Below are 18,645 nucleotides of genomic sequence, written 5' to 3' on the forward strand. Positions count from 1 at the left end.
TAGCTACTCGCCGGTAACTTTACCCTGGCGCTGTTGCAGCGCCGCATCCTTGGCCTGCACGCTCTCGGCCAGCTGGTCTTGGAAGGCGACGAGCCGCGCCCGCAGCGCCGCGTCGGACGAGGCCAGGATGCGCACCGCGAGCAGGCCCGCGTTGCGGGCGCCGCCGATGGAGACCGTGGCGACCGGGACGCCGGCCGGCATCTGCACGATCGACAGCAGGGAGTCGAGCCCGTCCAGCCGGGCCAGCGGCACCGGCACCCCGATCACCGGCAGCGGCGTGGCCGAGGCGACCATTCCGGGCAGGTGCGCGGCGCCCCCGGCGCCGGCGACGATCACCTGCAGGCCGCGGTCGGCCGCCGTGCGGGCGTAGTCGAACATCAGCTGCGGCGTGCGGTGCGCCGAGACCACCCGGACCTCGGCCGGGACGTCGAATTCGGCCAGCGCCTCGGCGGCGTCTTGCATCACCGACCAGTCGCTGTCGCTGCCCATGATGACGCCGACGCGCGCCCGCTCACCCATGTGGATCCCATCCGTCCGTCCACTGCCCGTGTGACAACCAGTGTGCCGCCAGCTCGGCGCGCTCCCGCAGCTGGACCAGCCCGCCGGGATCGGTGCCCAGGAAGTTGACGTGCCCGACCTTGCGGCCGGGCCGTTCCTCCTTGCCGTAGAGGTGAACCCGGGCGTCGGGCATCCGCGCGAACAGGTGGTGCAGCCGCTCGTCCACGCTCATCGCCGGGCGCTGCGGCGCGCCCAGCACGTTGGCCATCACGGTCACCGGCACGATGGCGTCGGTGTCGCCGAGCGGATAGTCCAGCACCGCGCGCAGGTGCTGTTCGAACTGGCTGGTGCGCGCCCCGTCCATGGTCCAGTGCCCGGAGTTGTGTGGCCGCATCGCGAGCTCGTTGACCAGCAGCGCGCCGTCGGTGGTCTGGAACAGCTCGACCGCCAGCACGCCGACGACACCGAGCTCGGCGCCCAGCCGCAGCGCCAGCTGCTGGGCCCCGGAGGCCACGTCGTCGTCCAGGTCCGGCGCGGGCGCGATCACCTGCACGCAGATCCCGTCCCGCTGCACCGTCTCCACGACGGGCCAGGCCGCGCCCTGCCCGAACGGGGAGCGCGCCACCAGGGCCGACAGTTCGCGGCGCAGGTCCACCAGCTCCTCGGCCATCACCGGCACCCCATCGGACAGGAAGCTGGCCGCGATTTCGCGGGCGTGCGAGGGGTCGCGGGCCATCCGCACCCCGCGCCCGTCGTAGCCGCCGCGGACCGCCTTGACCACGACGGGGCCGCCCACCCGCGCGGCGAACTCGTCGAGCTCGTCCAGGTTCTCTATCCCGGCATAACGCGGCACCGGTGCGCCCAGCGCCTCCAGCCGCCGCCGCATCACCAGCTTGTCCTGCGCGTGCAGCAGGGCGTGCGGGGGCGGCGCCACGTTGACGCCCTCCGCGACCAGCTTTTCCAGCAGCTCGGACGGGACGTGCTCGTGGTCGAAGGTGAGCACGTCGGCCCCGGCCGCCACCCGGCGCACGTCCTCGAGCTCGGTGTGCGAGCCGATCACCACTTCGGGGGTGACCTGCGCGGCCGGCTCGTCGGGGGCGGTGGCCAGCACCCGCAGCGTCTGGCCCAGGGCGATCGCGGCCTGGTGGGTCATGCGGGCGAGCTGACCCCCGCCGACCATCGCAACCACGGGGGTGGCCTTCGGTGAGCGCGTGTTGGGCACGGCCCTCATGGTGTCACGGCCCGCGGCGAGACACATTTTGCGTCGATTTCGCGTCCGTCCGTACACTGACGTGTTGTGTCCTTCGCCGATGCCGTCATTACGCGCCTGCCCGAGGCCGTTCAGCCGTATTTGCTGCGCCATCACGAGCTGATCAAATTCGCGATCGTCGGCGGCACCACATTCGTCATCGACTCGGCGATTTTCTACACCCTCAAGCTGACCGTCCTCGAACCCAAGCCGGTGACGGCCAAGGTGATCGCGGGCATCGTCGCGGTGATCGCCTCCTACGTCTTGAACCGGGAGTGGAGCTTCCGCGACCGCGGCGGCCGCGAGCGCCACCACGAGGCGCTGCTGTTCTTCGCCTTCAGCGGCGTGGGGGTGCTGCTGTCCATGGCGCCGCTGTGGTTCTCGCACTACGTGCTGCAGCTGCGGGTGCCCGAGGTGTCGCTGACGCTGGAGAACATCACCGACTTCATCTCGGCCTACATCATCGGCAACCTGTTGCAGATGGCGTTCCGCTTCTGGGCGTTCCGGCGCTGGGTGTTCCCCGAGGAGTTCGCCCGCAACCCCGACAAGGCGATCGAATCCGCGCTTACCGCAGGCGGTTTCGCCGAGGTGCTGGAGGACGAGCTCGAGGGCGGCAACGTCACCCTGCTGCGGTCCTGGCGGAAGAAGGCGAGCCGGTTCGGTCAGCTCGGCGACTCCTCGGAACCCAGGGTGTCGAAGACTTCGTGATACAGCAGCGCGTGCACCTCGCGCAGCCGCGGAATGTCGTAGAACTCCAACGGATCTTGTGACGCCGACTCGATGATCAGCGTGCCGGTGCGAAACATGCGCTCCGACAAGCGGTCCCGGAACTCCACGCTGTTGATGCGCGCCAGCGGGATGTCGATCCCGCTGCGGGTCAGCACCCCGTGCCGAAACATCACCCGGCGGTTGGTGACGACGAAATGTGTGGTCAGCCAGCCCAGGAACGGCCAGAGCGTGAGCCAGCCGACGATCACCAGCCAGATCCCCCAGATGACCCCGTAGAGGACGTTCTTGGCGAGCTGCTCCCAGTGCGTCGAGTTGAGGTAGCCGGAGCCGAAGGCGGCCAGCGCGGTCGCCAGCACGAGAACCACGACCGGCCAGATCAGGCGCTTCCAGTGCGGGTGGCGGTGCAGGACGACCTGCTCGCCGGCGGCCAGGGCGTTGTCCGGATAGCTCACGAGCCGAAGTTACCGCAAATGCACGACGTCACCGGCGGAAACCGTGACGGTTTGGCCGCCGGCCTCCAGACACAGCCGGCCCTGGTCGTCGACGGCGGTCGCGGTGCCGACGACCTCCTTGCCGCCCGGCAGCTGCGCGCGCACCGCGCGCCCGATGGTCAGGCTGCGCGCCCGGTAGTCGGCCGCCAGCGCCCAGTCGGCGCCGCGCGCGGCGCGCCAGCCCACGATCCGCCGGCCCAGCTCGGTCAGCACCGCGCCCACCAGCCTGCCGCGGTCGGGCTCGGGCACGCCGAGGTCGAACAGCGACGTGGCGCCGGGCCCGTCGACCTCGTCGGGGGCCTGAGTCACGTTGAGCCCCAAGCCAATCACCACCACCGGGCGGGCCACCTCGGCGAGGATGCCGGCCAGCTTGCCCGGGGACTCCGGCGGGCCGGCCAGCACGTCGTTGGGCCACTTGAGGCCGGCCTGCACCCCGGTGACGGCCAGCACCGCGTCGACGATCGCCACCCCGGTGGCCAGCGACAGCCAGCCCCAGCCCTCGGTCGGCACGTCGACGACGCTGACGCCCACCGACATCGTGATCTGGGCCCGCGGGCTGGCCGTCCAGCCGCGCCCGTGGCGGCCCCGGCCGGCCGTCTGGTGCTCGGCGATCAGCACCGCCCCGGCGACGTCGTTCCCCGCCGCCGCGCGCGCCAGGAGGTCGGCGTTGGTGGAGCCGGTCTGCTCGACGACGTCGAGCCGGCGCCAGCCCAGCCCGGTGCCGATCAGCTCGGCGCGCAAGGCCGCGGCGTCCAGCGGCGTCCTCAGCTGATCCCGGTCCATCACCGCCCAGCTTAGGACTGCCGATACCATCGAGTCCCATGACGAGCGTTACCAACCACACCGCCGAGCCCGCTTCCGAGCACACCATCGACATCCACACCACCGCGGGCAAGCTGGCCGAGCTGCACAAGCGGCGGGAGGAGTCGCTGCACCCGGTCGGCGAAGAGGCCGTCGAGAAGGTGCACGCCAAGGGCAAGCTGACCGCCCGCGAGCGCATCCTGGCCCTGCTCGACGAGGACTCGTTCGTCGAGCTCGACGCGCTGGCCAAGCACCGCAGCACCAACTTCGGCCTGGACAAGAACCGCCCGCTGGGCGACGGCGTGATCACCGGCTACGGCACCATCGACGGCCGCGACGTGTGCATCTTCAGCCAGGACGCCACGGTGTTCGGCGGCAGCCTCGGCGAGGTGTACGGCGAGAAGATCGTCAAGGTGCAGGAGCTGGCGATCAAGACCGGCCGCCCGCTCATCGGCATCAACGACGGCGCCGGCGCGCGCATCCAGGAGGGCGTCGTCTCGCTGGGCCTGTACAGCCGGATCTTCCGCAACAACATCATCGCTTCGGGCGTCATCCCGCAGATCTCGCTGATAATGGGCGCGGCCGCGGGCGGCCACGTCTACTCGCCCGCCCTGACCGACTTCGTGGTCATGGTCGACCAGACCAGCCAGATGTTCATCACCGGCCCCGACGTCATCAAGACCGTCACCGGCGAGGACGTCACCATGGAGGAGCTGGGCGGCGCCCACACCCACATGGCCAAGTCGGGCACGCTGCACTACGTCGCCTCCGGCGAGCAGGACGCCTTCGACTGGGTCCGCGACCTGCTGAGCTACCTGCCGCCGAACAACGCCACCGACCCGCCGCGCTACGCCGAGCCCGCCCCCGCGGGCCCCATCGAGGAGGACCTCACCGAGGAGGACCTCGAGCTGGACACCCTGATCCCGGACTCGCCCAACCAGCCCTACGACATGCACGAGGTGATCACCCGCATCCTCGACGACGACGAGTTCCTGGAGATCCAGGGCGGTTACGCGCAGAACATCGTCGTCGGGTTCGGCCGCATCGACGGCCGGCCGGTCGGGATCGTGGCCAACCAGCCGACCCAGTTCGCCGGCTGCCTGGACATCAACGCCTCGGAGAAGGCGGCCCGCTTCGTGCGGACCTGCGACTGCTTCAACATCCCGATCGTCATGCTGGTCGACGTCCCGGGGTTCCTGCCGGGCACCGGCCAGGAGTACAACGGCATAATCCGGCGCGGGGCCAAGCTGCTGTTCGCCTACGGCGAGGCGACCGTGCCGAAGATCACCGTCATCACCCGCAAGGCCTACGGCGGCGCCTACTGCGTGATGGGCTCCAAGGACATGGGCTGCGACGTCAACCTGGCCTGGCCGACGGCCCAGATCGCGGTGATGGGCGCCTCCGGAGCGGTCGGCTTCGTGTACCGCCAGCAGCTGGCCGAGGCCGCGCGCAACGGCGAGGACGTCGACGCGCTACGGCTGCAGTTGCAGCAGGAGTACGAGGACACGCTGGTCAACCCCTACGTCGCGGCCGAGCGCGGGTACGTCGACGCGGTGATCCCGCCGTCGTACACCCGCGGCTACATCGGCACGGCGCTGCGCCTGCTGGAACGCAAGATCAGCCACCTGCCGCCGAAGAAGCACGGGAACATTCCGCTATGAGCGAGCACGAGCCGCACATCCAGGTACTCAAGGGGAATCCCACCGACGCCGAGCTGGCCGCGCTGGTGGCCGTGCTCGGCGGCGTGGGCGCCGCCTCCCCCGAGCCCACCCAGCCCGAGAGCACCCGCTGGGGGCTCGCGGTCGACCGGCTGCGCTACGCGATGTCGAACTACCAGCGGCTAACCCTGCAGCAAATGACGCACATGAGGCATTGACCCGGCTGGTGCTGGGGTCGGCCTCGGCCGGCCGCCTCAAGGTGCTGCGCCAGGCCGGCGTCGACCCGGCCGTCGTGGTGTCCGGCGTCGACGAGGATCTGGTCGCCGCGGGCCTGGCGCCCGGCGCCCCGCCGGACGACGTGGTGTGCGCGCTGGCCGCGGCCAAGGCCGACGACGTCGCCGGCCGGCTCGACGCCACCACCGCGGCGGATTGCGTTGTCCTGGGCTGTGATTCGATGCTGGCCATCGACGGCCGGCTGTGCGGCAAGCCCGGCTCGGCCGACGCCGCGGTGCGCCAGTGGCGGCTGATGGGCGGGCGGTCGGGCCGGCTGCACACCGGGCACTGCCTGGTGCGGCTGCGCGACGGCGGCGTCGTCCACCGCGATGTCCAATCCGCTTGCACCACAGTGCATTTCGCCGAGCCGACGGAAGCGGATCTGCAGGCGTACGTCGCCAACGGCGAACCCCTGGGGGTGGCCGGCGGGTTCACCCTGGACGGGCTGGGCGGCTGGTTCCTCGAGGGCATCGAGGGCGATCCCTCGAACGTGATCGGCGTGAGCCTGCCGCTGCTGCGCGCGCTGCTCGAGCGGGCCGGGCTCTCGGTGGCCTCGCTGTGGGCGGCGCGGCGGTGAGTAGGCTCGAAGTTGTGTCATTACCCCCCGATCCTCACCCGTCCCTGACCGAATACGCCCACCCCGAACGACTGGTCACCGCCGACTGGCTGTCCGCCAACATGGGTGCCCCGGGCCTGGCGATCGTGGAGTCCGACGAGGACGTGCTGCTCTACGACGTCGGCCACATTCCCGGCGCGGTCAAGATCGACTGGCACACCGACCTCAACGATCCGCGGGTCCGCGACTACATCAACGGCGAGCAGTTCGCCGAGCTGATGGACCGCAAGGGCATCGCCCGCGACGACACGGTGGTGATCTACGGCGACAAGAGCAACTGGTGGGCGGCGTACGCGCTGTGGGTCTTCACGCTGTTCGGCCACCCCGACGTGCGCCTGCTCAACGGCGGGCGCGACCTGTGGCTGGCCGAGCGCCGCGACACCACGCTGGACGTCCCGACCACGACGTCGAGCGGCTACCCCGTCGTGCAGCGCAACGACGAGCCCATCCGCGCGTACAAGGACGACGTGCTGGCGATCCTGGGCGCCCAGCCGCTCATCGACGTGCGCTCGCCCGACGAATACACCGGCAAGCGCACCCACATGCCCGACTACCCCGAGGAGGGGGCGCTGCGTGCCGGGCACATCCCCACGGCGGTGTCGATCCCGTGGGGGAAGGCCGTCGACGACACCGGCCGCTTCCGCAGCCGCGCCGAGCTCGAGGAGCTCTACGGCTTCCTGCGGCCGGAGGACAAGACCGTCGTGTACTGCCGCATCGGCGAGCGGTCCAGCCACACCTGGTTCGTGCTCACGCACCTGCTGGGCAAGCCCGGGGTCCGCAACTACGACGGATCGTGGACCGAGTGGGGCAACACCGTGCGCGTGCCGATCGTCGCGGGCGAGCAGCCGGGAGCCGTACCGGTCTGATGAGCATGCCCGCCCCGCTTGCTGAGGTGGTGTCCGACTTCGCCGAAGTCCAGGGCCAGGACAAGCTGACGCTGCTGCTGGAGTTCGCCAACGACCTGCCCGCGCTGCCGTCCGACCTCGAAGAGGCGGCGATGGAGCCGGTGCCCGAATGCCAGTCGCCGCTGTTCCTGCACGTCGACGCCAGCGACCGCGACCGGGTGCGGCTGCACTTCAGCGCGCCCGCCGAGGCGCCCACCACCCGCGGGTTCGCGTCGATCCTGGCCGCCGGCCTGGACGAGCAACCCGCCGCCGACATCCTCGCGGTGCCCGAGGACTTCTACACCGAGCTGGGCCTGGCCGCTCTGATCAGCCCGTTGCGGCTGCGCGGCATGTCGGCGATGCTGGCCCGCATCAAGCGGCGATTGCGCGAGACGGCCTGATCAGGAACGGATTTGGAGACCGGGTGACGGCGCCCGCGGCGCGGCGCATAAACTTCCCCGGACAAGACTTGTAAGAAATTCTCTTAGAGACGAACAGACGTCCAGCCGAACAGGAGGCGAAGTGGCTAATCACGCCAGCTCGAGGATCGCCAAGGTGCTCGTCGCCAATCGCGGTGAGATCGCCGTCCGGGTGATCCGCGCGGCCCGCGACGCGGGCCTGCCCAGCGTGGCGGTGTATGCCGAGCCGGACGCCGACGCTCCGCACGTGCGCCTGGCCGACGAGGCGTTCGCCCTCGGTGGTCAGACGTCCGCGGAGTCCTACCTGGACTTCGGCAAGCTCCTCGACGCGGCGGAGAAGTCCGGCGCCAACGCCGTCCACCCCGGCTACGGCTTCCTGAGCGAGAACGCCGACTTCGCGCAGGCGGTCATCGACGCGGGCCTGATCTGGATCGGCCCCAGCCCGCAGTCGATCCGCGACCTCGGCGACAAGGTCACCGCCCGCCACATCGCCGCGCGCGCCCAGGCCCCGCTGGTGCCCGGCACCCCCGACCCGGTCAAGGACGCCGACGAAGTGGTGGCCTTCGCCAAGGAGTACGGCGTGCCGATCGCGATCAAGGCCGCCTTCGGCGGCGGCGGGCGCGGCATGAAGGTCGCCCGCACCCTCGAGGAGATCCCCGAGCTGTTCGAGTCGGCCACCCGCGAGGCCGTCGCGGCGTTCGGCCGCGGCGAGTGCTTCGTCGAGCGCTACCTGGACAAGCCCCGCCACGTCGAGGCGCAGGTGATCGCCGACCAGCACGGCAACGTCGTCGTCGCCGGCACCCGCGACTGCTCGCTGCAGCGCCGCTTCCAGAAGCTGGTCGAGGAGGCGCCGGCGCCGTTCCTGACCGACGCCCAGCGCAAGGAGATCCACGAGTCCGCCAAGCGGATCTGCAAGGAGGCGCACTACTACGGCGCCGGGACCGTCGAATACCTGGTCGGCCAGGACGGCCTGATCTCGTTCCTGGAGGTCAACACTCGCCTGCAGGTCGAGCACCCCGTCACCGAGGAGACCGCGGGCATCGACCTGGTGTTGCAGCAGTTCAAGATCGCCAACGGCGAGAAGCTCGACATCACCGAGGACCCCACCCCGCGCGGGCACGCCATCGAGTTCCGGATCAACGGCGAGGACGCCGGCCGCGGGTTCCTGCCCGCCCCCGGCCCGGTGACCAAGTTCAACCCGCCCGCCGGCCCCGGCGTGCGGATGGACTCCGGCGTGGAGAGCGGCTCGGTGATCGGCGGCCAGTTCGACTCGATGCTGGCCAAGCTGATCGTGTACGGCGCCGACCGCCACGAGGCGCTGGCGCGCGCGCGGCGCGCCCTGGCCGAGTTCGAGGTCGAGGGCCTGGCCACCGTCATCCCGTTCCACCGCGCCGTGGTGTCCGACCCGGCGTTCATCGGCGATGACAAGGGTTTCTCGGTGCACACCCGCTGGATCGAGACCGAGTGGGACAACACCATCGAGCCGTTCACCGGCGGCGAGCCCATCGACGAGGAGGACGCGCGGCCCCGCCAGACGGTGGTCGTCGAGGTCGGCGGGCGCCGGCTCGAGGTGTCGTTGCCCGGCGACTTGGCGCTGGCCAACGGCTCCGCCGACCCGGCCGGGGTCATCCGCAAGAAGCCCAAGCCACGCAAGCGCGGATCGCACGCGGGGGTGGCCGCCTCCGGTGACGCGGTGACGGCGCCCATGCAGGGCACCGTGGTCAAGGTCGCGGTCGAGGAGGGCCAGGAGGTCGCCGCCGGGGACCTGGTCGTGGTCCTCGAGGCCATGAAGATGGAAAACCCGGTCACCGCGCACAAGGACGGCACCATCACCGGGCTTGCCGTCGAGCCCGGCGCGGCCATCACCCAGGGCACGGTCCTCGCCGAAATCAAATAGATCCGGGATCAATTAAATCCCAGATCAAGTAAATGTTGTCCGACCCTGCCCGCCCCGGGTAGGGTCGGGTCAGGTTGAGTTCACAGCCGCCCGGATCGCGTCGGGCACGCGGGATGCGAACTCCCCGTCCGAGCGTCACAGCCACCCGGCGTCATCCGCAGCAAGACCCTCCAAATGATGGAGACAAGCATGTCTGTGGCTCAATCGTGGCAACAAAGCCGCACCGCACAGTTCACCTCCCGCTGGAGTGCGCAGGGGGCGCTGATCACCGTCGCCGGTGAACTCGACGCCGCCAACGCCGACCAGCTCGCCGTCTACGCGCAACGCAGCGTCCGGCGTGCCCGCCGGATCATCGTCGACCTGCGCGGCCTGGAATTCATTGGCACCGCTGGCTTTTCGGCGCTGCACCGAGTCAACGTCGTGTGCTCGGGCGCCCAGGTGCAGTGGGCCATGGTGCCGAGCCCGGCCGTGGCGCGGTTGTTGAGGATCTGCGACCCCGACGCCACCCTGCCGGTGACGACGCCGCAGGCCGAGCCGCTGCTGAGGTCGACGCGGGCCGACCGCGACGGGTCCCGGCCGTTACTTCAGCTGGTCCCGCAGCCGCGTTAGCGACTTGGCCAGCAGTCGGGACACGTGCATCTGTGAGATGCCGACCCGCTCGGCGATCTGCGTCTGCGTCATCGACTCAAAAAACCTGAGCACCAACACCATTCGTTCGCGCTCGGGCAGCGCCTCGAGCAGGGGGCGCAGCGCCTCGCGGTCCTCGATGCGGTCGAGGCCGGCGTCCACGTCGCCCAGGGTGTCGGCGATGGCGCGGGCGTCGTCGTCGTCGCTGCCGCCGCCGGTGTCGATGGACAGCGTGTTGTAGGAGCTGCCCGCCACCAGGCCCTCGACCACCTCGTCGCGCTCCATGCCGAGCTCGGCGGCGAGTTCGGTCGCGGTGGGCGCCCGGCCGAGCCGCTGGGACAGGTCGGCGGTGGCGGTGCCCAGCCGCAGGTGTAGTTCCTTCAGGCGCCGCGGGACCTTGACCGACCAGCTGTTGTCGCGGAAGTGGCGGCGGACCTCGCCCATGATCGTGGGCACCGCGAACGAGACGAAGTCCGACCCGGTTTCGACGTCGAAGCGCACGACCGCGTTGACCAGGCCCACCCGCGCCACCTGAACCAGGTCGTCGCGCGGTTCGCCCCGGCCCTCGAACCGGCGGGCGATGTGGTCGGCCAGCGGCAGGCACCGCTCCACGATCTTGTCCCGCTGGCGCTGGAACTCCATCGAGTCGGGGGCGACGCCGGCCAACTCCCGGAACATGTCCGGGACGTCCGCATACTCGTTCGGCCGCGAAACCGAACCGCCGGCAGCTCGCGCTGTCACCTGCTAGAGGCCGCCCGTCGCGCGGTCAGCGTGATACCGAAAACGCTGCCGGTTTCGTTGGGTTCGCGACCGTCGTGGAAGGTCTGGACTTCGTCGGCCAGGGAGGTCAGGACATGCCAGCTGAAGCTGCCGGGCGCCACCACGTCGTGGGTGTCGCACGCGGCGGAGGCCTCCACCACCAGCTCGTCGTCGTGCGGGTCGACGACGACGACCAGCGTCGCGTCCGGCGTGGCCGAGCGGATCAGGCGGGTGCACACCTCGTCGACGGCGAGCCGCAAGTCGGCGACCGCGTCGAAATCCAGGTCCTCGAAGGTGCCGATCGCACCCACCAGCGTGCGCAGCATCGCCAGGTTCTCGAGGCGTGCCGCGACGTGCAGTTCGACGGCGCGGTGGCCGCGTTGACGCTTGTTCACGCGCAATCCCGGATCGGTGGTCATATGGTCTCCCGGCAATGTCTGCTTGACATTACTATTGCCGCGCAGCCCGCCATCGACCGTGGGCTCCAACCGATTAGTCACAATCGCCGCCGCTAGTCATGTCGATCGTTGTGGCAGTGGGCATCGATGTCGGTGTCGCTGACGCAACCCTTCCGGCACTCATCATGGTTTACAGCTGATACCCATTTGCAGCAGCGAATAACCCCGTCGGCGGAGCCTTAACACCGCGTACCCCGCGACCTACACTTATGGGCATGAAGCAGGCTCTGCTTCGGGCGGTTGTGCTTCTGACGTCGTGGGCCGTCGGCCTGCTGGCGGCGGCCTGGGTCGTGCCGGGTGTTTCGGTGTCGGCGTCGGGGTTCATCGTCGCCGTGGTGTTGTTCGCGGCGGCGCAGGCCGGGCTGTCGTTGCTGATCGTGAAGTTGCCGCGGGCCTATGCGTCGCTGCTCCTCGGGGGCAGCGGCCTGGTGCTGACGCTGGTCGCGTTGAGCCTGGCCGCGGCGTTCACGCACGGGCTCACCATTCGCGGGGCCGCCTCCTGGCTCGCCGCCACGATCGTCGTGTGGCTGGTGACCACGATCGGGGCGATCTCGCTGCCCGAGGGGTCCGTCCGCGAACCGGCCGGCTCGGCAGCGTAAACCACCGAAGGAGGGGTGATGAGCGACAGGCATCGCGATCCGACGGACCATTACCGGACCACGCAACCGCACGCCGGCTTCACGATGAAGGACAACCTCTACTGGCCCGGGTTCATCCTGCTCCTCGTGGCCATCGGGGGAATGATCAGCACCACGGCCGCGGCCGCCTACGGCCACTACGAGTGGATCGCCACGACGGTGCTGGTCGCCGTGCTCGGGACGATCGCCGGGGCGCTGTGGTTCGTCATGGAGCATCGCCGCGTGAGCCGCATCGACGAGCAATGGCGGCCCGCCCCGCGACCCGAAAGCGCCCGGGACACCCGCGTCTAGCGGGGGGTCAGAGCGCCAGCACCGGGCCGGCGATCGGCGAAACTCCCAGGCCCAGCGCCACCACCATCAGCGTCAGCAGGAACCAGCCCGCGCCGTGCCATCCCCACCAAGTGCCGCTGGCCTTCCATACCCGGTAGGTGCGCAGGAACGCCCAGACGCCCCCGGCCAGCAAAATCAGGGGACCGCCCAAGGCCAGCATCGTCCGCTGGGGCGTGCCGCAGGCCGCCGTGTCGACGCCCGTGCCGGGACACGTGCTGACCCACAGCGCGGCAAGCACTACGAAGCCGATGCCCGCGGCAGCGGCCAGGGCGGCGAACCGGATGGCGGCGTGCACCTCCCGGTCCTCCTGCCCCAGGCGGTCACCGGGCGACCGCTGATCCGCTGTCTGCATCCTGATCCCCCGAGTCGTGATTCTGATTAGCTCTTTGTCCATCGTTCGCTGCGTCGCATTGGTTACGCGCCACGATGGTGAAAATCTGGATACCCTGCGCCGATCCACGGTAAACCCCGGTCAGCCCCCCGTCACCGCCGTCAACGCCCCGCTCAGGGCGCACACCAGCGCGTCGATTTCCGCCCGGGAAACCGTCAGCGCGGGCCGGAACCGGACGCCGTCCTCCCCGCAGCGCAGCGCGATCACGCGGCGTTGCCACAGCTGATCGATCACCTCCTCGCGGTCACCGGCGGTCGGCAGGCTGAACGCGCACATCAGGCCGCGGCCGCGGGGGTCGCGAACCAGCGCCGGAAAGTCGTGGGCCAGCTCGACCAGCCGGCCCAGCAGGTAGCGCCCGTGTTCGGCGGCACGCTCGAACAACCCGTCGTCCTCGATCACCTCCAGGATGCGGCGGGCCCGCACCATGTCGGCCAGGTTGCCGCCCCACGTCGAGCTGAGCCGGGAGGCGACGGCGAACACGTTCTCGGCGATCTCGTCGACCCGGCGGCCGGCCATGATCCCGCACACCTGCGTCTTCTTGCCGAACGCCACCACATCGGGCCGCACACCCAATTGCTGGTAGGCCCAAGGGGTTCCGGTCATCCCGCAGCCGGTCTGGACCTCGTCGAAGATCAACAGGGCGTCGCGTTCGTCGCATAGCCTTCGCATCGCGGCGAAGAACGCGGGACGGAAGTGGCGGTCGCCGCCCTCCCCCTGGATGGGTTCGGCCACGAAGCACGCGATGTCGTGCGGGTGCGCGTCGAACGCCGCCCGCGCCTGCCGCAGCGACTCCGCCTCGAGCGCGTCCATGTCCGGACCGGGCCGGAGGTACGGCGCGTCGATGCGCGGCCAGTCGAACTTCGGGAAGCGGGCCACGGTGACCGGCTTGGTGTTGGTCAGCGACAGGGTGTAGCCGCTGCGGCCGTGGAACGCGCCGCGCAGGTGCAGCACCCGGGTGCCCAGCGCCGGGTCGATGCCGCGCGCCTCGTTGTGCCGGCTCTTCCAGTCGAAGGCGACCTTGAGCGCGTTCTCCACCGCCAGCGCACCGCCCTCGACGAAGAACAGGTGCGGCAGCGCGGGGTCGCCCAGCACCCGGACGAAGGTCTCGACGAAGCCGGCCATCGCCGCCGAGGCCACGTCGGGGTTGCTCGGCTTGTTCAGCGCGGCCTGCAGCAGCTCGGCTCGAAAGACGTCGTCGCCGGCCAGCGCCGGGTGGTTCATGCCCAGCGCCGACGAGGCGACGAACGTGAACATGTCTAGGTAGCGGCGGCCGTCCCGGGCGTCGACCAGGTAGGAGCCGGCCGATTGCGCCAGATCCAGCACCAGGTCGAAACCGTCGACCAGCATGCTGCGCGACAACGTCTCCTGGACCCGGTCGGTAACGGCGGCCGTCATGCCGCCCATCCTATCGTAGTTTTTACGGCGCTTTGGCGAAACAGCAGGAAATATTATGGTATGTATTGCCGATCACAGTAAAACGTATTGAGGATGATGGTGCTCCGGGTCTGGACGTCGGCCGCCGTGCGGATCCGCTGCAGCAGGTCCTCGAGCGCCCGCGCGGACTCGACGCGAACCAGCAGGACGTAGCTCTCCTCGCCGGCCACCGAATGACAGGACTCGATCTCCGCGATGTGTTCCAGGCGGGCGGGCGCATCATCGGGTTGAGAGGGATCCAAGGGAGTGATGGCCACGAACGCCGAGAGCAGCTGCCCGACCGCCTCCGGGTTGACCCGCGCGGAATACCCCGTCACCACGCCGCGCGACTCCAGCCGGCGCACCCGCGACTGCACCGCCGAGACCGACAGGCCCGCCTTGCCGGCAAGCTCCGCCAGGGTTGCGCGCCCGTTGGCGACCAGCTCGCGCACCAGGGTCCGGTCAATGTCGTCGAGCGCGTCAACCATTGGCGGAGACTATCGCAGCAAAGCCGGATTCGAGGGCGCGCCATGAGTCCCCCCACCGAGCGGCTGGCGCCCTGGCAGCTGCGCGCCCGGTTCGCCGCCGGGCTGTCCGCGATGTACGGCGCGGAGGTGCCCGCGTACCGCACCCTGGTCGAGGTGAGCGGGCAGGTCAACGCCGCCTACGCGGCGCGGCATCCCGGCGCCGAACGGCTCGGGTCGCTGGACCGGGTCACCGCCGAGCGGCACGGCGCCATCCGGGTGGGCAGCCCGGCCGAACTGGCCGCCGTCGCCGACCTGTTCGCCGCCTTCGGCATGTATCCGGTGGGCTACTACGACCTGCGCCGCGCCGCGTCACCGATTCCGGTGGTGTCGACCGCATTTCGCCCCGTCGACGCGAACGAGCTGGCGCGCAACCCGTTTCGGGTGTTCGTCTCGATGCTGGCCACCCGGGACGCGCGCTATTTCGGCCCCGATCTGCGGGCCCGGGTGCAGACCTTCGTGGCGCGCCGCCGGCTGTTCGACCCCGCGCTGCTCGCGCGGGCGCGGATCATCGCCGCCGACGGCGGCTGCGGCGCCGACGAGGCGGGGGCTTTCGTGGCGGCGGCGGTGGCGGCGTTCGCGCTGTCGCGCGAGCCCATCGACAGGGCGTGGTACGACGAGTTGTCGCGGGTGTCGGCGGTGGCCGCCGACATCGCCGGGGTGGGCTCCACCCACATCAACCACCTGACGCCGCGGGTGCTCGACATCGACGAGCTGTATCGCCGGATGACCGCGCGCGGGGTCACCATGATCGATGCCATCCAGGGGCCGCCCCGCACCGGCGGGCCCGCGGTCCTGTTGCGCCAGACCTCTTTTCGGGCGCTCGCCGAGCCGTGCCTGTTTCGCGGCCGCGACGGCCGCGTCACCGCGGGCAGCCTGCGGGTGCGCTTCGGCGAGGTCGAGGCGCGCGGCGTCGCGCTGACCCCGAAGGGCCGCGAACGCTATGACGCCGCGATGGGCGCGCCCGACCCGGCGTCGGTGTGGCACCGGTACTTCCCGCCGACCGACGCCGGCATGGCCGCCGAGGGGCTGGCCTACTATCGCAGCGGCGACCCGTCGGCGCCGATCGTCTACGAGGACTTCCTGCCGGCGTCGGCGGCGGGCATCTTCCGCTCCAACCTGGACCGCGAAACCCGGGCGCGGGCGGCCGCCGACGACTCGGGCTACGACGCGCAATGGCTGGCCGGCGCCATCGGCCGCGACGTCCGCGACCCGTACGCGCTCTACGAGGAGGCATCCCGATGAACACCGAGGAGTTGCGGCACCGGGCGCGGCACGCGCTGGGCGCCATGGGCGTCACCGAGGAGCTCGGCGACCCGGCCGGGCACGGGCTGCCGGCCAGCACGCCGATCACCGGCGAGATGCTCTTCACCGTCGGCCACACCACGCCCGAACGGGCCGGGGCGATCATCGGCGACGCCGCCGGCGCGTTCCCGGCGTGGCGCGCCACCCCGGCGCCGGCGCGCGGCGCGCTGGTGGCCCGGCTCGGCGAGCTGCTCACCGAACACAAGGACGACCTGGCGACGTTGGTGACCGTCGAGGTGGGCAAGATCGGCTCCGAGGCGCTCGGCGAGGTGCAGGAGATGATCGACGTCTGCCAGTTCGCGGTCGGCCTGTCGCGCCAGCTGTACGGCCGCACCATCGCATCCGAACGCCCCGGGCACCGCCTGCTCGAGACCTGGCACCCGCTCGGCGTGGTCGGCGTCATCACCGCGTTCAACTTCCCGGTTGCCGTGTGGGCGTGGAACGCCGCCGTGGCGCTGGTGTGCGGGGACACCGTCGTGTGGAAGCCCTCGGAGCTGACGCCGCTGACGGCGCTGGCCTGCCAGGCGCTGATCGGCCGGGCCGCCGCGGACGTCGGCGCCCCCGGCGCGGTCAGCGGCCTGATCCTGGGCGAGCGCGACCTCGGCGAACGGCTGGTGGACGACGACCGGATCGCGTTGGTGTCCGCCACCGGCTCGGTGCGCATGGGCCGGGCCGTCGGCCCGCGGGTCGCCGCGCGCTTCGGGCGGGCCCTGCTGGAGCTGGGCGGCAACAACGCGGCCGTCGTGACGCCGTCGGCCGACCTCGACCTGGCCGTGCGGGCCATCGTGTTCGCCGCCGCCGGCACCGCCGGCCAGCGCTGCACCAGCCTGCGCCGGCTCATCGTGCACCGGTCGGTGGCCGACGACGTGGTCGCCCGGGTCGTCGAGGCGTGCGGGCGGCTCGCGATCGGCGACCCGTCGGCGCCGGACACGCTCGTCGGGCCGCTGATCCACGAGACCGCCTACCGCGACATGGTCGGGGCGTGCGATCAGGCGCGCGCCGACGGCGGCCAGGTATTCGGCGGCGGGCGCGTTCCCGACACCCACCCCAGCGCCTACTACGTCGCGCCTGCCGTCGTCCGCATGCCCGCACAGACCGACATCGTGGCCACCGAGACGTTCGCGCCGATCCTCTACGTGCTGACCTATGACGACCTGGACGAGGCGATCGCCCTCAACAACGGGGTGCCGCAGGGGCTTTCGTCGGCCATCTTCACCACCGACCTGCGGGAGGCCGAGCGTTTCCTGGACGAATCCGACTGCGGCATCGCCAACGTCAACATCGGGACGTCGGGCGCCGAGATCGCCGGCGCGTTCGGCGTGGATCTCGTTGAGCCGGGAGGTCAGCCGCTCGGCCAGCCGCCGCGAGTTCGCGAACACGATGGTCGAGTCGTGCGACTCGATCAGGTCCACCAGGCGCGCCTCGACGTCGGGCCAGATGGTGTTGTTCGCCAGGTTGGCCATGTCGGGCACCGGCACCTGCACCGTGAGCTCGATGGTCTTGGCCGACGGCGGCGCGACGATCGTCGTGCGGGCTTGCCCGGACAGGAACCGCGCCAGCTCCTCGGGCGGGCGCACGGTCGCCGACAGCCCGATGCGCTGAGCGGGCCGCCCTTCGGAAGAGCCGTGGCGCAGGTCGTCCAGCCGCTCCAGGGACAGTGCCAGGTGCGCGCCGCGCTTGCCCGCGGCGATGGCGTGGATCTCGTCGACGATCACCGTCTGGACGCCGGCGAGGGTTTCGCGCGCCGCCGAGGTCAGCATCAGGAACAGCGATTCCGGGGTGGTGATCAGCACGTCGGGGGGGTGCGCGATGAGCTGGCGGCGGGCCGCGGGCGGGGTGTCGCCGGAGCGCACCCCGACGGTGATGCCGGGTGGGGGCAGGCCGTGCCGCTCGGCGATCCGGGTGAGCCCCGCCAGCGGGGTGCGCAGGTTGCGTTCGACGTCGACCGCCAGCGCCTTGAGCGGGGACACGTAGAGGACGCGGGTGCCGGCCGGCCGATCGGCCGACCCGGCCTGGCCGGCGAGGCTGTCCAAGGCCCACAGGAACGCCGCGAGGGTCTTGCCGGACCCGGTCGGCGCGATGACCAGGGTGTTGTCGCCGTCGGCGATCGCGTCCCAGGCCTGGGCCTGCGCGGTGGTCGGGGCGGCGAAGGTGCCGGTGAACCACTCGCGGGTGACCGCGCTGAACCGGCCTAGCGGATCGGGGCGAGTGCTCACCCAACCATGGTGCCAACCGGCACCGACATCGGCTCTACCGAGCGCTCTCTCAAAGCCTCGCGGTGGCCATCGCGTGCGCCAGCTCGTCCGGGATCTCCGGCACCCGGGCGATGGAGTCGAGCAGCGTGTGCGCGCAGGCGTCGGCGAGCCGGTCGGCGTCGGTGGTGGGGTCCATGATCCGCTGCCGGCAGATCTCGAAGGTGAACGCGAGCCAGCCCTGGATGATCACCCGCAGGTCCCGCTCGACGTCCGCTTCCAGCGCGCTGGTGTCCGGCATCCCGCTGACGACCTCGGCGATGCGGGACATGATGTGTTCCATCTGGCGGTTCTTGGCCTCGTCGTCGATGCCGAGCAGGACCGGGTCGGACCGGCCCAGGCCGACGTACGCGGCCCAGGCGGCCTCCGGGTTGGACTGGTGGTAGGCCATGTAGGCCAGCACACCCATCCGGATCTCCTCGAACATCGTCAG

Annotated in this window: 20 protein-coding genes and 3 pseudogenes; 12 read left to right on the plus strand and 11 right to left on the minus strand. The window is 70.8% G+C overall.

Annotated features, from left to right (window positions below; all coding sequences use genetic code 11):
- Window positions 1-3 precede the first annotated feature (3 nt).
- Both purE and A5655_RS12440 read right to left on the minus strand, forming a co-directional pair.
- Window positions 4-519, minus strand: coding sequence for a 5-(carboxyamino)imidazole ribonucleotide mutase (gene purE, locus A5655_RS12435; protein WP_067010351.1), 516 nt, complete (start codon window positions 517-519; stop codon window positions 4-6).
- Window positions 512-1,729 carry a 5-(carboxyamino)imidazole ribonucleotide synthase gene (locus A5655_RS12440; protein ID WP_197508676.1) on the minus strand — a complete coding sequence of 406 codons (1,218 nt, stop codon included), beginning with the start codon at window positions 1,727-1,729 and terminating at the stop codon, window positions 512-514. Before A5655_RS12440 ends, purE begins: the two co-directional genes overlap by 8 nt.
- 66 nt (window positions 1,730-1,795) lie before the next feature.
- On the opposite strand from A5655_RS12440, the gene A5655_RS12445 reads away from it, so the two are divergent.
- A complete protein-coding gene (locus A5655_RS12445) occupies window positions 1,796-2,455 on the plus strand; it encodes a GtrA family protein (RefSeq protein ID WP_067010354.1) in 660 nt (219 codons plus the stop codon).
- On the opposite strand, the gene A5655_RS12450 is transcribed toward A5655_RS12445, so the two are convergent.
- Window positions 2,410-2,928 (minus strand): PH domain-containing protein, encoded by a 519-nt coding sequence (locus tag A5655_RS12450; RefSeq protein ID WP_067010357.1) that lies wholly within the window; start codon window positions 2,926-2,928, stop codon window positions 2,410-2,412. The genes A5655_RS12445 and A5655_RS12450 overlap by 46 nt on opposite strands.
- Before the next feature lie 9 nt (window positions 2,929-2,937).
- Complete coding sequence (locus A5655_RS12455) at window positions 2,938-3,753, minus strand: biotin--[acetyl-CoA-carboxylase] ligase (RefSeq protein WP_067010359.1); 816 nt, start codon at window positions 3,751-3,753, stop codon at window positions 2,938-2,940.
- Window positions 3,754-3,788: 35 nt separating this feature from the next.
- Between A5655_RS12455 and A5655_RS12460 the strand changes: the two genes are divergently transcribed.
- From A5655_RS12460 to A5655_RS12490, 7 genes are all read left to right on the plus strand, one after another.
- Entirely contained in the window at window positions 3,789-5,429 is a 1,641-nt protein-coding gene (locus A5655_RS12460; protein ID WP_067010361.1) for an acyl-CoA carboxylase subunit beta, read from the plus strand.
- The gene (locus tag A5655_RS12465; protein ID WP_067010363.1) at window positions 5,426-5,644 is read left to right on the plus strand and encodes an acyl-CoA carboxylase subunit epsilon; all 219 of its coding nucleotides are present in this window, start codon (window positions 5,426-5,428) and stop codon (window positions 5,642-5,644) included. Before A5655_RS12460 ends, A5655_RS12465 begins: the two co-directional genes overlap by 4 nt.
- Window positions 5,641-6,276 carry a nucleoside triphosphate pyrophosphatase gene (locus A5655_RS12470; protein ID WP_067010365.1) on the plus strand — a complete coding sequence of 212 codons (636 nt, stop codon included), beginning with the start codon at window positions 5,641-5,643 and terminating at the stop codon, window positions 6,274-6,276. The genes A5655_RS12465 and A5655_RS12470 overlap by 4 nt, the downstream gene beginning before the upstream one ends.
- Window positions 6,277-6,290: 14 nt before the next feature.
- Window positions 6,291-7,181, plus strand: coding sequence for a sulfurtransferase (locus A5655_RS12475; protein WP_067010393.1), 891 nt, complete (start codon window positions 6,291-6,293; stop codon window positions 7,179-7,181).
- A complete protein-coding gene (locus A5655_RS12480; RefSeq protein WP_067010367.1) occupies window positions 7,181-7,600 on the plus strand; it encodes a SufE family protein in 420 nt (139 codons plus the stop codon). The genes A5655_RS12475 and A5655_RS12480 overlap by 1 nt, the downstream gene beginning before the upstream one ends.
- 121 nt (window positions 7,601-7,721) lie before the next feature.
- Window positions 7,722-9,515: an acetyl/propionyl/methylcrotonyl-CoA carboxylase subunit alpha gene (locus A5655_RS12485; protein ID WP_067010369.1), complete on the plus strand. Its 1,794-nt coding sequence runs from the start codon at window positions 7,722-7,724 to the stop codon at window positions 9,513-9,515.
- A gap of 177 nt (window positions 9,516-9,692) precedes the next feature.
- Window positions 9,693-10,124 carry an STAS domain-containing protein gene (locus tag A5655_RS12490; RefSeq protein ID WP_067010396.1) on the plus strand — a complete coding sequence of 144 codons (432 nt, stop codon included), beginning with the start codon at window positions 9,693-9,695 and terminating at the stop codon, window positions 10,122-10,124.
- Here the strand turns inward: A5655_RS12490 and A5655_RS12495 are convergent.
- Together A5655_RS12495 and A5655_RS12500 are read right to left on the minus strand one after the other, a co-directional pair.
- Window positions 10,095-10,883 (minus strand): RNA polymerase sigma factor SigF, encoded by a 789-nt coding sequence (locus tag A5655_RS12495; protein WP_067010372.1) that lies wholly within the window; start codon window positions 10,881-10,883, stop codon window positions 10,095-10,097. The genes A5655_RS12490 and A5655_RS12495 overlap by 30 nt on opposite strands.
- Window positions 10,880-11,320 (minus strand): ATP-binding protein, encoded by a 441-nt coding sequence (locus A5655_RS12500; RefSeq protein ID WP_067010374.1) that lies wholly within the window; start codon window positions 11,318-11,320, stop codon window positions 10,880-10,882. The genes A5655_RS12495 and A5655_RS12500 overlap by 4 nt, the downstream gene beginning before the upstream one ends.
- Before the next feature lie 254 nt (window positions 11,321-11,574).
- On the opposite strand from A5655_RS12500, the gene A5655_RS12505 reads away from it, so the two are divergent.
- Window positions 11,575-11,958, plus strand: coding sequence for a phage holin family protein (locus A5655_RS12505; protein WP_067010399.1), 384 nt, complete (start codon window positions 11,575-11,577; stop codon window positions 11,956-11,958).
- An 18-nt stretch (window positions 11,959-11,976) separates the two neighbouring features.
- Window positions 11,977-12,288 (plus strand): protein UsfY, encoded by a 312-nt coding sequence (usfY, locus tag A5655_RS12510; RefSeq protein WP_197508677.1) that lies wholly within the window; start codon window positions 11,977-11,979, stop codon window positions 12,286-12,288.
- 7 nt (window positions 12,289-12,295) lie between these two features.
- On the opposite strand, the gene A5655_RS12515 is transcribed toward usfY, so the two are convergent.
- The 3 genes from A5655_RS12515 to A5655_RS12525 all read right to left on the minus strand — a co-directional run bounded on the left by A5655_RS12515 (window position 12,296) and on the right by A5655_RS12525 (window position 14,619).
- Window positions 12,296-12,679, minus strand: coding sequence for a hypothetical protein (locus tag A5655_RS12515; protein ID WP_067010405.1), 384 nt, complete (start codon window positions 12,677-12,679; stop codon window positions 12,296-12,298).
- A gap of 120 nt (window positions 12,680-12,799) precedes the next feature.
- Window positions 12,800-14,122: an L-lysine 6-transaminase gene (gene lat, locus A5655_RS12520; RefSeq protein WP_067010377.1), complete on the minus strand. Its 1,323-nt coding sequence runs from the start codon at window positions 14,120-14,122 to the stop codon at window positions 12,800-12,802.
- A 44-nt stretch (window positions 14,123-14,166) separates the two neighbouring features.
- Window positions 14,167-14,619, minus strand: coding sequence for an Lrp/AsnC family transcriptional regulator (locus tag A5655_RS12525; RefSeq protein WP_067010379.1), 453 nt, complete (start codon window positions 14,617-14,619; stop codon window positions 14,167-14,169).
- 42 nt (window positions 14,620-14,661) lie between these two features.
- On the opposite strand from A5655_RS12525, the gene A5655_RS12530 reads away from it, so the two are divergent.
- Window positions 14,662-15,900 carry a VOC family protein gene (locus A5655_RS12530; RefSeq protein ID WP_067010381.1) on the plus strand — a complete coding sequence of 413 codons (1,239 nt, stop codon included), beginning with the start codon at window positions 14,662-14,664 and terminating at the stop codon, window positions 15,898-15,900.
- A pseudogene (locus A5655_RS12535) lies at window positions 15,897-17,315 on the plus strand (aldehyde dehydrogenase family protein); the annotation flags it as partial. The gene A5655_RS12530 and the pseudogene A5655_RS12535, both read left to right, overlap by 4 nt.
- On the opposite strand, the pseudogene A5655_RS27130 reads toward A5655_RS12535, so the two are convergent.
- Window positions 17,264-18,176: pseudogene (locus tag A5655_RS27130) on the minus strand (DEAD/DEAH box helicase); the annotation flags it as partial. The pseudogenes A5655_RS12535 and A5655_RS27130 overlap by 52 nt on opposite strands.
- A gap of 49 nt (window positions 18,177-18,225) precedes the next feature.
- Window positions 18,226-18,645 (minus strand): annotated as a pseudogene (locus A5655_RS12540) (TetR/AcrR family transcriptional regulator); the annotation flags it as partial.

It is taken from the genome of Mycobacterium sp. 1081908.1 (assembly GCF_001673535.1).
Classification (GTDB): Bacteria; Actinomycetota; Actinomycetes; order Mycobacteriales; family Mycobacteriaceae; genus Mycobacterium.

What these genes read in the sequence shown, in the direction of transcription:
- purE (WP_067010351.1), bottom strand. Translation starts at nt 519, where the DNA reads ATGGGTGAGCGGGCGCGCGTCGGCGTCATCATGGGCAGCGACAGCGAC.
- A5655_RS12440 (WP_197508676.1), bottom strand. Translation starts at nt 1,729, where the DNA reads ATGAGGGCCGTGCCCAACACGCGCTCACCGAAGGCCACCCCCGTGGTT.
- A5655_RS12460 (WP_067010361.1), top strand. Translation starts at nt 3,789, where the DNA reads ATGACGAGCGTTACCAACCACACCGCCGAGCCCGCTTCCGAGCACACC.
- A5655_RS12465 (WP_067010363.1), top strand. Translation starts at nt 5,426, where the DNA reads ATGAGCGAGCACGAGCCGCACATCCAGGTACTCAAGGGGAATCCCACC.
- A5655_RS12480 (WP_067010367.1), top strand. Translation starts at nt 7,181, where the DNA reads ATGAGCATGCCCGCCCCGCTTGCTGAGGTGGTGTCCGACTTCGCCGAA.
- A5655_RS12490 (WP_067010396.1), top strand. Translation starts at nt 9,693, where the DNA reads ATGGAGACAAGCATGTCTGTGGCTCAATCGTGGCAACAAAGCCGCACC.
- A5655_RS12500 (WP_067010374.1), bottom strand. Translation starts at nt 11,320, where the DNA reads ATGACCACCGATCCGGGATTGCGCGTGAACAAGCGTCAACGCGGCCAC.
- A5655_RS12505 (WP_067010399.1), top strand. Translation starts at nt 11,575, where the DNA reads ATGAAGCAGGCTCTGCTTCGGGCGGTTGTGCTTCTGACGTCGTGGGCC.
- usfY (WP_197508677.1), top strand. Translation starts at nt 11,977, where the DNA reads ATGAGCGACAGGCATCGCGATCCGACGGACCATTACCGGACCACGCAA.
- A5655_RS12515 (WP_067010405.1), bottom strand. Translation starts at nt 12,679, where the DNA reads ATGCAGACAGCGGATCAGCGGTCGCCCGGTGACCGCCTGGGGCAGGAG.
- lat (WP_067010377.1), bottom strand. Translation starts at nt 14,122, where the DNA reads ATGGGCGGCATGACGGCCGCCGTTACCGACCGGGTCCAGGAGACGTTG.
- A5655_RS12525 (WP_067010379.1), bottom strand. Translation starts at nt 14,619, where the DNA reads ATGGTTGACGCGCTCGACGACATTGACCGGACCCTGGTGCGCGAGCTG.
- A5655_RS12530 (WP_067010381.1), top strand. Translation starts at nt 14,662, where the DNA reads ATGAGTCCCCCCACCGAGCGGCTGGCGCCCTGGCAGCTGCGCGCCCGG.